The organism is Pseudomonas sp. GW822-FHT07A10 (assembly GCF_058798795.1).
The window spans coordinates 60,189-73,091 of the sequence record NZ_JBXAKV010000007.1 but is presented as its reverse complement, the minus strand read 5'-3'; the positions used below and the strand labels follow the sequence as shown (position 1 = coordinate 73,091).

General features: G+C 59.3%; 15 protein-coding genes, 1 pseudogene and 1 riboswitch. Of the genes and pseudogenes, 8 read left to right on the top strand and 8 right to left on the bottom strand.

Annotated elements, in window-relative coordinates:
* Nucleotides 1-151: 151 nt before the first annotated feature.
* Both AC1RL4_RS13865 and AC1RL4_RS13860 read left to right on the top strand, forming a co-directional pair.
* Nucleotides 152-637, top strand: coding sequence for a hypothetical protein (locus AC1RL4_RS13865; RefSeq protein WP_019582378.1), 486 nt, complete (start codon nucleotides 152-154; stop codon nucleotides 635-637).
* Between the two features lie 63 nt (nucleotides 638-700).
* A complete protein-coding gene (locus AC1RL4_RS13860; RefSeq protein WP_018929588.1) occupies nucleotides 701-988 on the top strand; it encodes a PA4642 family protein in 288 nt (95 codons plus the stop codon).
* A gap of 66 nt (nucleotides 989-1,054) precedes the next feature.
* Here AC1RL4_RS13860 and mqo read toward each other — a convergent pair whose 3' ends face one another.
* Both mqo and AC1RL4_RS13850 read right to left on the bottom strand, forming a co-directional pair.
* Nucleotides 1,055-2,563: a malate dehydrogenase (quinone) gene (gene mqo / locus AC1RL4_RS13855; RefSeq protein ID WP_204125522.1), complete on the bottom strand. Its 1,509-nt coding sequence runs from the start codon at nucleotides 2,561-2,563 to the stop codon at nucleotides 1,055-1,057.
* 740 nt (nucleotides 2,564-3,303) lie between these two features.
* Nucleotides 3,304-3,537, bottom strand: coding sequence for a hypothetical protein (locus AC1RL4_RS13850; RefSeq protein WP_028939858.1), 234 nt, complete (start codon nucleotides 3,535-3,537; stop codon nucleotides 3,304-3,306).
* 185 nt (nucleotides 3,538-3,722) lie between these two features.
* On the opposite strand from AC1RL4_RS13850, the gene AC1RL4_RS13845 reads away from it, so the two are divergent.
* Nucleotides 3,723-4,307, top strand: a complete 585-nt coding sequence (locus AC1RL4_RS13845) for a YajG family lipoprotein (protein ID WP_007939787.1) — start codon at nucleotides 3,723-3,725, stop codon at nucleotides 4,305-4,307.
* A gap of 78 nt (nucleotides 4,308-4,385) precedes the next feature.
* Here the strand turns inward: AC1RL4_RS13845 and AC1RL4_RS13840 are convergent, their stop codons facing one another.
* On the bottom strand, nucleotides 4,386-4,592 hold the full coding sequence (locus AC1RL4_RS13840; protein WP_018929592.1) for a hypothetical protein: 207 nt from the start codon (nucleotides 4,590-4,592) through the stop codon (nucleotides 4,386-4,388).
* Nucleotides 4,593-4,786: 194 nt separating this feature from the next.
* Here AC1RL4_RS13840 and AC1RL4_RS13835 point away from each other — a divergent pair, with 194 nt between their 5' ends.
* Entirely contained in the window at nucleotides 4,787-5,065 is a 279-nt protein-coding gene (locus AC1RL4_RS13835) for a hypothetical protein (RefSeq protein WP_007939791.1), read from the top strand.
* A 179-nt stretch (nucleotides 5,066-5,244) separates the two neighbouring features.
* Here AC1RL4_RS13835 and AC1RL4_RS13830 read toward each other — a convergent pair whose 3' ends face one another.
* Nucleotides 5,245-6,411 carry a 1-acyl-sn-glycerol-3-phosphate acyltransferase gene (locus AC1RL4_RS13830; RefSeq protein ID WP_033047169.1) on the bottom strand — a complete coding sequence of 389 codons (1,167 nt, stop codon included), beginning with the start codon at nucleotides 6,409-6,411 and terminating at the stop codon, nucleotides 5,245-5,247.
* A 138-nt stretch (nucleotides 6,412-6,549) separates the two neighbouring features.
* Between AC1RL4_RS13830 and AC1RL4_RS13825 the strand changes: the two genes are divergently transcribed.
* Genes AC1RL4_RS13825 through AC1RL4_RS13815 form a run of 3 tightly spaced genes read left to right on the top strand, consistent with a single transcriptional unit; the run spans nucleotide 6,550 to nucleotide 7,664 of the window.
* Nucleotides 6,550-6,732, top strand: a complete 183-nt coding sequence (locus AC1RL4_RS13825; protein WP_018929594.1) for a CPXCG motif-containing cysteine-rich protein — start codon at nucleotides 6,550-6,552, stop codon at nucleotides 6,730-6,732.
* 12 nt (nucleotides 6,733-6,744) lie between these two features.
* Nucleotides 6,745-7,005, top strand: a complete 261-nt coding sequence (locus tag AC1RL4_RS13820) for a putative signal transducing protein (RefSeq protein ID WP_007939795.1) — start codon at nucleotides 6,745-6,747, stop codon at nucleotides 7,003-7,005.
* A 35-nt stretch (nucleotides 7,006-7,040) separates the two neighbouring features.
* Nucleotides 7,041-7,664 (top strand): SOS response-associated peptidase, encoded by a 624-nt coding sequence (locus tag AC1RL4_RS13815; protein ID WP_007939796.1) that lies wholly within the window; start codon nucleotides 7,041-7,043, stop codon nucleotides 7,662-7,664.
* 48 nt (nucleotides 7,665-7,712) lie between these two features.
* Here the strand turns inward: AC1RL4_RS13815 and AC1RL4_RS13810 are convergent, their stop codons facing one another.
* Nucleotides 7,713-8,456 (bottom strand): methyl-accepting chemotaxis protein, encoded by a 744-nt coding sequence (locus AC1RL4_RS13810; protein WP_371929209.1) that lies wholly within the window; start codon nucleotides 8,454-8,456, stop codon nucleotides 7,713-7,715.
* 111 nt (nucleotides 8,457-8,567) lie between these two features.
* Nucleotides 8,568-8,765: pseudogene (locus AC1RL4_RS13805) on the bottom strand (HAMP domain-containing protein); the annotation flags it as partial.
* A gap of 1,363 nt (nucleotides 8,766-10,128) precedes the next feature.
* Here AC1RL4_RS13805 and AC1RL4_RS13800 point away from each other — a divergent pair.
* Nucleotides 10,129-10,947, top strand: a complete 819-nt coding sequence (locus tag AC1RL4_RS13800; protein WP_019582373.1) for a M48 family metallopeptidase — start codon at nucleotides 10,129-10,131, stop codon at nucleotides 10,945-10,947.
* Between the two features lie 80 nt (nucleotides 10,948-11,027).
* Here AC1RL4_RS13800 and AC1RL4_RS13795 read toward each other — a convergent pair whose 3' ends face one another.
* Together AC1RL4_RS13795 and AC1RL4_RS13790 are read right to left on the bottom strand one after the other, a co-directional pair.
* Nucleotides 11,028-11,612 (bottom strand): TMEM165/GDT1 family protein, encoded by a 585-nt coding sequence (locus AC1RL4_RS13795; RefSeq protein ID WP_026331939.1) that lies wholly within the window; start codon nucleotides 11,610-11,612, stop codon nucleotides 11,028-11,030.
* A gap of 91 nt (nucleotides 11,613-11,703) precedes the next feature.
* A riboswitch (yybP-ykoY riboswitch) is annotated at nucleotides 11,704-11,828 on the bottom strand.
* Nucleotides 11,829-11,879: 51 nt separating this feature from the next.
* The gene (locus AC1RL4_RS13790) at nucleotides 11,880-12,878 is read right to left on the bottom strand and encodes a methyltransferase (RefSeq protein WP_019582371.1); all 999 of its coding nucleotides are present in this window, start codon (nucleotides 12,876-12,878) and stop codon (nucleotides 11,880-11,882) included.
* Nucleotides 12,879-12,903: the final 25 nt, after the last annotated feature.

Here is a 12,903-nt window from a genome sequence, read left to right as displayed (position 1 = left end):
AGGAACTCCACAGTAGACGGCACGCCGTCGAAATAGGGCTGAAAGCTCTTTCAGTATGCCCAGCCTTGTCTTCGAGAGTATTGATCTGGATCGGTTATTCGCCCGATTGATCATCATGCTAGAGTGCTCGGCCTCGTCCCAGGAGCCTGTCATGAGTCTTTTGATCCGCAGCTGCGCCGCCCTGATGTTGGTCTTCAGCCTACCCCTGGCCGCTGCCCCGGCACCGATGCATGTGCAGTTTTTGCCCCCGGACGACTTGACTCTGCGTGAAGCGGAACCCGAGCAGCAACAACTGTTGCAGGTCACCGAGTATTCAGTGGTCCTCGGCAGCCAACGTCAGTCCAACCAACAACCGATCCCGGTCACCTCACCGTTGCTGATCCGCCTCAAGGGCAAACCCTTGAATAAGGGCGCGACTATCAGCCAGGTGTTGGTCAACTTCGATGGCGAAAGCAAAAGCCTGAAAAAGCCGATCTACGACAACAAAAGCAAAACGCTAACGCTCTATTACCCGTTGGCCCAGTACCGGGTGGTGATCGACTTGTTGCGCAACGAAACGGTGTATTGCCAGTTTCTGAGTTACGCCAATGGCCATATCTGGGCCGATCTGCACACCGGCAGCGTTCGTCCGCGTTGAGCCCGGCATCAAGGCAGGGGTAAACTGCCCGCCCTGTGAAATGTCTGCGAGCTGGAGTCGGCAATGCGTAAAGATAAGAAGCAAGTGATTGGTGACGAGATCGGCGATGCGCAGATCAAACTGTTCCTCGATTTCGAGCCGGTCGACGCCACTTCACCGTCGCTGCACAAACTGATCAAGGCATACCGCGGCCTGCGCATCGATGACTTCGAGCGTTTTCTGACGTTCTTTGTCGAAGCCGGCTACGATCTGGACGGCAAGGATGAGCACGGCAATGACTTCGTGGCCCTGATTCAGGATCAACGTAACGCGGCCGAGTACATCGAGTTGATCGACAAGGCTCGCGGTTAAGATAAAAAGGCACACAAAAAAACGCCCCGCCCTCAATGAGGACGGGGCGTTTTTTATGCGGCTGAATCAAGCGTAGCTTTGGGTTTCGCTGCTTGCTTCAACCAGTTCCAGTGCGACGTTGTTCTGCGCATTGATCTTGCGATACAGCGCAGCGTCGGTTTCCAGGACTTTCTCTCGAGCCGGGAAGATTTCCGCCAGTTTGGCAGCCCACTCGCCCTTGGCCTTGTTCGAGAAGCACTTCTCGATCAGTTCCAGCATGATCGACACGGTCACCGAGGCGCCTGGCGAGGCGCCGAGCAGAGCGGCAAGAGAACCGTCCTTGGCCGCGACCAGTTCGGTACCGAACTGCAGAACGCCGCCTTTCTTCGGGTCTTTCTTGATGATCTGCACCCGTTGGCCGGCCACTTCCAGGCGCCAGTCTTCGGCTTTCGCTTCAGGGTAGAAGCGACGCAGGGATTCCAGGCGCTGCTCCATCGACTGCATCACTTCGCTGACCAGATACTTGGTCAGGTCCATGTTGTTTTTGGCCACGGCCAGCATTGGACCGATGTTGCCGGCGCGAACCGACATCGGCAGGTCCATGAACGAACCGTGCTTGAGGAACTTGGTGGTGAAACCGGCATAAGGTCCAAACAGCAGGGACTTCTTGCCATCGACCACTCGGGTGTCCAGGTGCGGCACGGACATCGGTGGCGAACCGACCGCGGCCTGGCTGTAGACCTTGGCCTGGTGGTGTTTGACCACTTCCGGGTTGTCGCAACGCAGCCACTGGCCGCTGATCGGGAAGCCGCCGAAGCCTTTGCTTTCTTCGATGCCCGACGCTTGCAGCAGCGGCAGTGCCGCGCCGCCGGCGCCGAGGAAGACGAATTTGGCGTCGACTTCGCGGGTATTGCCGCTGTTGACGTCCTTGATGCTGACGGTCCAGCCGCCGTTGTTACGCTTCAGGCCGGTGACGCGCTTGCAGTACTTGACCTGGGCATCGGGCGCGCTGGTCAGGTGCTTGAGCAGTTGGTTGGTCAGGGCGCCGAAGTTGACGTCGGTGCCGTTCATCACGCGGGTGGCGGCGAGGACTTCGTCAGCCGGACGGCCCGGCATCATCAGCGGCATCCACTCGGCCATCTTGGCTTTGTCTTCGGTGTATTCCATGTCCGAGAAGGCATGGTGCTTGCTCAGGGTCTTGAAGCGTTCCTTGAGGAAGGACACGCCATTCTCACCCTGCACGAAGCTCAGGTGCGGCACCGGGCTGATGAACGATTTGCACGAACCGAAGGTGCCTTTCTTGGTCAGGTAGGACCAGAACTGCTTCGACACCTCGAACTGGGTGTTGATATGCACGGCTTTCTTGATGTCGACGGTGCCGTCAGCGGCCTGCGGCGTGTAGTTCAGCTCACACAGCCCGGCGTGACCGGTACCGGCGTTGTTCCACGGATTGGAACTTTCCGCGGCACCGGAATCCATCAGCTCGACGACTTCCAGCTTGATCGCGGGGTCGAGCTCTTTAAGCAGTACAGCGAGGGTGGCACTCATGATGCCGGCCCCAACCAGTACTACGTCGACTGCTTCGTTATGCGCCATTTAACGCGTCTCCAAAATCTGCAGCACCAAATTGTCGGCATAGCTGCCAGGAGTGACGGGGCGTGTCAGTGATGCCCCAGGTACCCATGGCCAGGATCGCCATGTCCGAATCTTCGCAATTTTTCGCAACTTCGACGGATGCATGCGGCCTGGCTTCAAGAGTCACATGAACTCATTTCGGCACGCGGCTGGCAATTCGACTTATGGTCGAGACATCCGTTTGTGCAACCAAATCCGTAGCGGACAGGCTTCAGGCTCCGGTGTTCGAGGAGTACTCGGTCCTGTGTCGTTGGGCTGTTGTAGACGCTAATGGTGCATGTTCAGACGCAAAACTATTCATTTGCTCGCCACACTCTTGTGAAGTTGTGAAAACCCGTTTTTTTCACGCTCTTTTGAAGACGTGAACCTCAAAAAAGGGCTGTCCCAGCCTGGCACCGCGCCCGGATGGATTGCCGCCATGGGATGCATGGGCGGCAAAAACGGGCAAACAGCTCAGTGACCGAGCGTAATGACAGCTCTGCAGATTCGCGAAAAGTGGGGGTTTTGCTTGAGAAACAGCAAGCGCGCCAGCTTCACTCGATCTGTGTGGGCGGCTCTCTGTGGGCGGTTCGGGGTGTCAATACCGAGGCATTAACGATGCTGCGAGGCCCGATCAGGAGACGTCCTTATAATCGGGGGGAGATTGTATCTAAGAAACGCAGGGAAATGGTCGTGTTTAATGACTTTTATTAGGTGTCCGGTCAGGTGGTCAGCAGTTGCTGCGCGCGTGCACGTGGCGGGTGCTGGCTGACACGGGCGCTGGCGGGCAGGGGATGGTGCAGCCAGTTGAGGCGAATTTCTTCGATTTCGACCCAGCCATCGCCCATGGGCTGGAGGCTGCACTGCTTGAAGGCCTGGCAGTGGCCATTGTGGTCGAGCAGAGCGAAACTGCGGTGCAGCGGGCGTGGCGCGAACAGGGAGATGAGAAAACGCATGGCAACGTACCTTTTGGGGTGACTGCCATAAAGGTTGCCAGCGGGCGGTGACAAAGGTGTGACAGGAACCGCGCTGCGCCGGGTTTGTCAGAGATTTCAGTAATCGTTGCGCGAAGCTAGTTCGCCGCAGTGGCGCACCGCTATACTGCGGGCATTGTTAGTTGCCTGATTCTGGAGAGAAGAGCATGTTGCAACGCCTGTTGTTCGGTTTGATCACTGTGACCAGTTTGACCCTCGTCGGCTGCGCCCACAGCCCGCAACAACTGAACCCGGAACCCAAGCTGACGGCTCAGTTGGCGCCGATCGGCCATGGTCAGCCGGTGGTGGTGCGTGTGGTGGACGGTCGTCCATCGCCAACCCTGGGGACCCGTGGCGGTCTGTACCCGGAGACCAGTGCGATCACGGTGCAGGGCGCGCAGATTCTGCCGAAGCTGCAGGCTCAGGCTGAGGCGGCCGTGCGGTTGCTGGGCTTCACGCCGACGGCCAATGCGCTCAATGCGCCGCAATTGACGGTGACCCTGGCCGAGCTGAAGTATCAGTCGCCCAAAGAAGGTTTGTATGTGACTGAAGCAACAATTGGCGCGACGTTCCGTTCCGATGTGCAGAATGCCAACCGTCGTTACAGCGGTCGCTACGGCGCGTCGCTGGATCAGCGTTTTGGCATGGCGCCGAATCAGGAAACCAATACCAAGCTGGTCAGTGATGTGCTGAGTGATGCGTTGACCCGCTTGTTCAAGGACCCGACGATTGGTCAGGTGCTTGGCGAGTAACGGTTTGCAGCTTGTTTAAAGAACCCGGTGCCAGCGATGGCGCCGGGTTTTTTGTGCCTGCCGCTCCAGCAAGGGAAATCAAGCCGCTTGCGAATAGAAGTCCAGAACACTCACCCCGGTCAGCAAATCCGTCTCCGGCAAATCCGCATGTTGATGCCCGCCCAACGCGCAATACACCAGCCAATGCCGGTCCTGTACGTTGAAGGCGAGGCTGCCGACTAAGGTTTGTTGTTCGTCGCTTTGGGCAATGAGGTAAAGACGATCCTGGTTTTCGGCGTGGAGCATGACGGGGTCCGTGTCGGTTTCGAAGGGCGACAGACTGGCGGATTCAGATGACGGCGCCGTGACACAGGACAGCTATCGGTCAAATGGTTTCGTTATTTGTCGGAAAGCCGGGGCAGGCCGGTGCGCTTTCGGTAGAATTCGCGCCGCGGTCGTCGGTTGGGCGTCTGCCACACTGGTTCTGCCTGAGGTTTGTGATGTCGCTGCAATTGATTTCGCTCTTTACCGCTCATCCCGCCAAATTGATCAACCTGCTGGCCTTGCTGTTCGCCTGCCCGGGCGGCTGGTTGCTGCATGCCACCCGCCGTCGTGAACAACGCGCGATGGCCAGTATCGAAGCCCAGCGCCAGAGCCGACCCAGCGAAGAGCCGACGCTCGATTGGGCGACCTTGCGCATGAACCGGTTTTTCTACCGCTTCGGTTTTGCCTGCCTCGGGATGGCGTTACTGGTGTCGTGGGTCAGTACTCGCGTCTAATCGCGACGCGGTAACTTGTGGCGAGGGGGCTTGCCCCCGTTGGGCTGCACAGCAGCCCTGAAATGGCAATCGCTGGTCTTTCTGACATGCCCGCTGCCATCGGTTCTACGACTGCTGCGCAGCCGAACGGGGGCAAGCCCCCTCGCCACAAGGCGCCGTTGTCGTATCCAGCCATTACCCTAAAGAGGTAACCCGGCCTTGACCCGATACTGATTACGCACCGGCATCGCATATTGCAGCACCAGGAACGGACGATGTTCCTCAGGGCAAGCCTCCAGCCGACGCTGCCATTCTTCCTGAGCCTTGGCCAGTTCATCTGCCGCAAACAGCTCGGCCGCTTTCGGCACCTGCAATTGCGGGTCGGCGTCTTTCCACTGCGCATACGCCAGGTAATGCACCGGGAATAACCGGTAACCGCCCAGAATCTGCCTGTCCATTTCGATCGCCAATTGCTTGGTGTCTTCGAACAGTTCGGTGATCGGCGCGGCGAAGTTCACGTGGACCCGGCCTTTGTAGCCGGTAATGCCCTTGGCGATGCTCACGTCATCCTCGCCCGGCGCCTTGGTGTAGGTGCCGGTGGTGGCGCGGATGTACAGCTCGCGGGCCTTAGCCTGGTCGCAGGGGTCGTATTCGTAGCTGATCGACACCGGGGTGAGGTTCAGCGAGCGGATGACTTCGCCGAACGGCTCGTCCTTGCGGCTCATGTGGAACATCTTGAGGATCGCCGACTCGGTGCGGTCGTCGCCGTCCTTGGCCCGGCCTTCAGCCTGAGCAATCCAGATCGAGGCGCAATCGTTGCGGATCGAGTGATTGATGTAGGCCGACAACAATTGATACGCCGCCATTTTCTCGCGTCGACCAGTGATCGAACGGTGCACGATGAAGCTCTTGTTCAGGCGCATCAGGTCGCTGACAAAAGGCTTCTGCAGCAGGTTGTCGCCAATGGCGATGCGTGGGGTCGGCAGGCCGGCGTGGTACACGGCGTAGTTGACGAAGGCCGGGTCCATCACGATGTCGCGGTGGTTGGCGATGAACAGGTAGGCACTGCCGGACTTGAATTGCTCCACGCCGGTGTAGGTCACCCCGTCCGTGGCGCGCTCGATGGTGTGGTCGACGTAAAACTCGACTTTGTCCTGCAACGTGGCCACCGACGTGACGTCGGCGAACTCACGGCGCAGCCGATGCGCTATAAGAGGTTTGAGCATCCAGCCGAAGGCACCGGCAAAGCGCGGGAAGCGGAAGTGGGTGAGGATATCTAGAAACGCCTTGTCGCCGAGCAGCCGTGCCAGCACCGCTGGGACTTCGCTGTCGTCGTAAGGTCGGATGGCATCGAATTCGCCCATCATGCTCTCTTGTTAGAAACGGCTAGGGTAAGTAAAGGTATTGATCGAAAACCAACGGGGCATGGTCTGAAAGGTAGTCAGACGAAAATAGCCCTGCAAATAGACCGGCGATTATACGCACAAGTCACCTAGGAGACCGCGATGCTGGAAACTGCGCAGTATGAATGTCCGTATTGCGGTGAAGAAGTCGAGGCTGTTCTGGATTTGTCTGGCGGTGATCAGACCTATATCGAGGATTGTCCGGTGTGTTGTCGTCCCATTACCTTTGTCTTGCAGGTTCACGGCGAGGAATGGCACCTCGACGTCTACAGCGAAAACGAATGAAGGGGGTCACCCATGCAGCGTATCTATGAGCCGGAAAATCTGATGGAAGGCGAATTGCTGCTAAGTATGCTGGCCAGTGAAGGTATCGAGGCGCATCTGGTGGGCCGGGATTTGATCGGCGGTACCGGGGAATTGCCGATATTCGGCCTGCTGGGTGTATCGGTCGATAACGACCAGGCGCAATACGCGCGGGAACTGATCGCCGCGTACAATGCCGCGCTGCCGCTGTCCGGCGATGAACCGGACAGCTTTCCCGGCACGCTGGTCTGTTAGGCTGACGTTCGTTTGATCAAGAGTCGTATTGCCCCATGTGTGGACGTTATGCCCTGTTTCGCTGGAACCCCGCCTTCGCAGCCCTGCCCGGATTTCCCGCCGATCAGCAGGCCCAGTGGAATATTTCTCCCAACGATTCGGTGTTGATGCTGCGTGCCGGTGCAGATGGGCAGCGTGAGTTGGCCCGCGCCCGCTGGGGCCTGACGCCGCCGTGGCTGACCGACCTGTCCCGCACCCCGGCCCATGCCCGTGCCGAAACCGTTGCCGAACAGCCGATGTTTCGCGAAGCCTTGCGCCTGCGCCGTTGTCTGCTGCCGGCCAATGGTTTTTACGAGTGGCGCGGCACTACGCGCAAACGTCCGTACTGGCTGACGCCGGGGGAGGGCTCGACGCTGTACTTCGCGGCGATCTGGGAGGCGTACCCAGTGCAAGAGCAGGTATGGCTGAGTACGGCGGTGATCACCCAACCTGCTTCGAGTCAGCGTCGGCCGTTGATTCTCGATGCGGCGGGGCAGGAAGCCTGGCTCAATCCTGAAACCCCGCTACATGCCTTGCAAGCGCTGCTGGCCAGCGAACCCGCGGCGCTGCGCGAGCGGGTGCTGGCGAACATGGTGAATGATCCGAAGCTCAATGGGCCGGAGTGTTTGACCCCGGGCTGAGCGCGTAATGATCATTCCCATGCTCTGCGTGGGAACGATCATTGAACCCTAAACCTTGAACTGATTGATCAACCGGCGCTGCTGTTCCGCCAACTTGGTCAAATCCGCACTCGCTGCGCTCGATTCATCCGCGCCACCGGCCACTTCATTGGCTACTTGCCCGATGTTGATCACGTTGCGGTTAATGTCGTCGGCCACCGCGCTCTGTTCCTCGGCGGCGCTGGCGATCTGGGTGTTCATGTCGTTGATCACCGACACCGCTTGCGTAATGGTTTCCAGTGCTTCGGCCGCTTTCGCCGCGTGCTGCACGCTTTCGTCGGTGCGGTTCTGACTGTCTTCCATGACCCGCACCACATCGCGGGTGCCTTGCTGCAGTTGCTGGATCATGGTCTGGATTTCTTCCGTGGCCTTCTGGGTTTTCTGCGCCAGGTTGCGTACTTCATCGGCCACCACCGCAAAACCCCGGCCCTGTTCACCGGCCCGCGCCGCTTCGATGGCCGCATTCAAGGCCAGCAGGTTGGTCTGCTCGGCGATGCCGCGAATGGCCGTCAGGATCGCATTGATGTTTTCGCTGTCCTTGGCCAGGGTCTGCACCACGCTGACGGCTTTGCCGATTTCGATGGCCAACACACCAATCGAATTCGACGTATCCCGGACGATTTGCATGCCTTGCGCCGCCGCCTGATCTGCATGACTGGCAGCTTGCGCGGCCTGGGTGGCGTTGCGCGCCACGTCCTGGGCGGTGGCGGTCATTTCGTGTACGGCGGTGGCGACCTGATCGATCTCGGCCATTTGTTTGTGCACACCGATGTTGGTGCGAATGGCAATGTCGGCGGTGTGCTCCGACGAATCGCTGACGCTCTGCACCGATGTCACCACTTGAGTAATCATCGCCTGCAACTTGGCCAGGAAGGTGTTGAAGCCCTTGGCGATCGAGCCCAGTTCGTCGCTGCGGTCGCTGGTCAGACGGCGGGTCAGGTCGCCTTCGCCCTGGGCGATGTCATCGAGCATGGTCACCATCTGCTTCAGCGGCCGGGCAATGCCGTGGCCCACCAGCCAGATCACCAACAAACCAATGCCGGCGATCAGCAAGCCGACCATGGCCATGCCAAAGGTGTCGGACTTGCGCTGTGCGTCCAGGTCACCTTGAAGTTTTTGCAGGTCGGCCATCACCGCGTTCAGCGGCAGTTGCAGCATCAAGGTCCAGCGGGCGTCGGTCTGGCCGATGCCGAAGGGCAGGTACAACTCGATCCGGCCCTGGGCCTTGTCGACGGTGTAAGTCACTTCGCCGCGCTTGAGATTGGCCATGTTGGCAATCTGCTTGCTGTCGAGGATGTCGCTGACTTTTTCGCCGAATTTGCTCGGGTCTTTGGTGTAGGCGACGATTCGGCCGTTACCGCCGATCAGGGCCATTTCCCCGGCGCCGCTGTACAGTTTCTGATTCGCCCCCAGCAGCATTTCCTGGATGAAGTTCACCGACAGATCGGCGCCGACAATGCCCTGGAACGCGCCGTTGAGCATGATCGGTTCAATGAAGGACGCGAGCATGACGATCTTGTCGCCGACCTTGTAGGGCGCCGGATCGATCACGCAGGATTTTTTGGTTTCCTTGGAGCACAGGTAGTACTCGCTGGCGCGTACGCCGGTGGACAAGGTTTTCTGGTCGTCGACGTCGACCAGTTTGTCCAGACCCAGGCTGCCGTCTTCGTTACGGAACCACCACGGCAGGAAGCGCCCGTTACTGGCGTCGATGCCGACTACTTTGGTGTCGACGTAGGCCGCATCGTTGTGGTCGAGGGCGTTTTTTTCCCACCCAATATAGGTGCCGAGAATTTTCGGGTTCCGGGCGACGTTTTCCTTGATCAGGCTGATCAGTTGCTCACGGCTCAGGCTCAGTTGCGGCTGGCCGTCGGCGCCCGGTGTGCCGATCAATGCGTTGACCCGCACCAGACCGCCGGCAATCAGCAGCGGCGCTTCGAGTTCGCGCTGGATCTGGCTGACCTGGGTTTGCGCCAGCGACGTCAGGCGCTGTTCGATGACTTGCTCGAACTGCGCCTGAGTCCGTTGCTGGACCATGTCTTGGGTCCGGGCGCCGGAAAACAGCGCGTATAGCACCAGGGCTGCGACAACGCTGAGCACAATGGCGCCGGCCAGGGCGGCAACGGAAAACTGGATCGACTTGAATTTCATGGGTGCTCCGCACGCAAGAGGACGTCTGCAGAGCTGTATCGGCACTGGGGCGGTGGGGCATGAGCCAGGTGTAACGAATTGGCTGTTTTAGAGTGCTGGATGTCGTAAATGAATCATTGCTGGCCGTGATCAGCCGCGGCGGACGCTGTTGTGTGAATTTTTTCCTACGGTGATCGGGGCTTTGTCTGAAATGTACGTGCTACACGTCCGTTGTATCTAGCGCCGATACAAATCCCCACCTAGGATACGCGGCATGTTTCCAGGGAGCTTCTTGATGAGTAAGACATTGGTTTTGTGTGCACTGAGTGCAAGTCTGCTGCTTGCCGGTTGTCAGTCGGTCAACACCACCAACGGTGGCGCTGTGGGCGTTGAGCGCACGCAATACATGTTCAGTATGTTGTCGACCTCCGAGGTCAACCAGATGTACGCCCAGTCTTATCAACAGACCATCGGGGAGGCGAGCACCAAAGGCGTGCTGGATAAATCCAGTAATAATGCGAAGCGAGTCCAGGCCATCTCCAATCGCCTGATTGCCCAGGCACCGGTGTTTCGTCCGGATTCGGCCCAGTGGCAATGGGAAGTGAACCTGATCAAGAGCGACGAGCTGAATGCCTCCTGCGGGCCTGGCGGCAAGATCATTTTCTACAGCGGGCTGATCGACACCCTGCAACTCACTGATGACGAAATCGCCGCCATCATTGGCCATGAAATCGCTCACGCCTTGCGCGAGCACAGCCGTGAAGCGATGTCCAGGGCTTACGGTCTCGAAATGGCCAAGCAGGGCGCCGGTGCGTTGCTCGGTCTGGGGCAGGACAGCCTGGCCCTGGCAGACACCGTGGCCAAATACGGCATGACCTTGCCCAACAGTCGCGAGAACGAAAACGAAGCTGACTTGATCGGCCTCGAGCTGGCCGCCCGCGCCGGTTACAACCCGAACTCTGCGATCACCCTGTGGAACAAAATGAGCAAAGCCTCGGAAGGCGCGCCGCCAGAGTTCTTGAGCACTCACCCGGCGTCGGCCAGTCGGATTGCGTCGTTGCAGGCGGCGATTCCGAAAGTCATGCCGTTGTACGAGAGAGCCAGGAAATCCTGATCGTCATGTACTGAGGCTTGTGGCGAGGGGGCTTTTCGGAACGCCCCCTCGCCACAATCTGTTACTCACCAGATCCAGGGTTAAACCCAGCCACTGCTCTGCATCGCCTTGTACACCGCGACGATCGCCAGGATGAAGAATGCCGACGCCGCCAGGCGACGGATCAAAGTCAGCGGCAGTTTTTCCGCCGCAAAGTTGCCCGCCAGTACCACCGGCACGTTGGCAATCAACATCCCGGCGGTGGTGCCGAGGATCACCAGCCACAGATCCGGGTATTGCGCGGCGAGCATCACGGTCGCGACCTGAGTCTTGTCGCCCATCTCCGCGAGGAAAAACGCAATCAGCGTGGTCAGGAACGGCCCGAACTTGCGGGCGGTGCTGGCTTCGTCTTCGTCCATCTTGTCCGGCACCAGGGTCCACAACGCGGTGGCGGCGAAGCTGGCGGCGAGGATCCAGTGAAGCGTCGCATTCGAGAAGAAACTGCCGAACCAGGCGCCTACCGCACCGGCCGCCGCGTGGTTGGCCAGGGTTGCGGCGATGATGCCGGCGATGATCGGCCAGGGTTTGCGAAAGCGGGCAGCGAGAATGAGCGCGAGCAGCTGCGTCTTGTCGCCGATTTCGGCCAAGGCAACGATTGCGGTGGGAACGAGTAGAGAGTCCAGCATCATCAGGGTTTTCCTAAGGGGCGGGTCGACACGGCTATGACACGTACAGCCTTCCCGCCCCGGGTAAGGTGTTCGTGTCATAGGTCTTGTCAAACCCTGCGATCCGTCTGATGCGGACGCGTGGGTCGCATACGCCATGGTCTGAGGACCAAGTATGTTGACGTATGCCGGACGAGCATGGCGCTCGTGGGAGACTACTCCCCTAGGACGGAGCGGATTCTGCCTAGGCAAATCCGATAGGGCAAGCCCTCTTTTGCAAAAGCGTTTTCAGCCACGCTTGGCCCGGTAGATTCTAAAACCCTGTCCTTCAGCCTTGATCGCACACGCGCCCAAGTGCTCTTCGATCAGCGGCTGATACTTCAGGAAACTGTTTGCTACCAAGCGCAATTCACCGCCGTTTTTCAGATGTTTAGCCGCTTTTCGCAGCAAGTTCTCTGTGGCGAAGTAGTCGGTGTGTACGCCGACATGGAACGGTGGATTACTCAGAATCGCGCTCAAGCCCATGGGCGCTGCGTCGATGCCGTCACCGGTCAGCACTTCCGCTTCCAGACCGTTGGCGGCCAGGGTCAGGCGACTGCTGGCGGCGGCAAACGCGTCGACATCGAGCAGGGTGACCTGGTTGTGCGGGTAACGTCGCTTGACCGCCGCCCCCAACACGCCTGCGCCGCAACCGAAGTCCAGCAAGTGGCCGCTAGGCAGTTTGTCCAGATGCTCCAGCAACAGGGCACTGCCGCGATCCAGTCGACCATGGCTGAACACGCCCGGCAGGCTGATGACTTTCAACGGCCCTTCGGCTAATGGTAGTTCATAGGTCTGGGCCAGGCTTTCCAGCGATTTGGCTTCTGGCGCATTGGCCACGGTGACCTGCCAGAGCTGGCAATGCCGCGCACTGTCGAGCTTGCGTGGTTTGCCGAAGGGGTTCAGCTGCTTGGCCGCGCCTTCGATGCCGCTGCGTTTTTCGCCGACCAGATACAACTCACGACCGGCCAGACGAGAGGCGAGGGCGTTGAGGATATAGTCGGTCAGGTCCTTGGACTTGGGCAGAAACACCACGGCGCTGTCGAATTCGCGCTCGGGCGCATTCACGCCAAAATGGCTGCGCTCGGCGAAACGGGCGTCCAGTGCTGCTTGATCGCCGGCGTGCCAGCACCAGCCGTGGGCATCGGGCAGGCGACCCAGCAAGTCGTCGGCGGGCAAACCGGCCAGCAGCACCGAACCCTGGAACAACTCGGCCTGACGAAGCAGTACTTCACTGCGCGGATCCATACTCTGCTCCTTGAAAAAAAGTGCC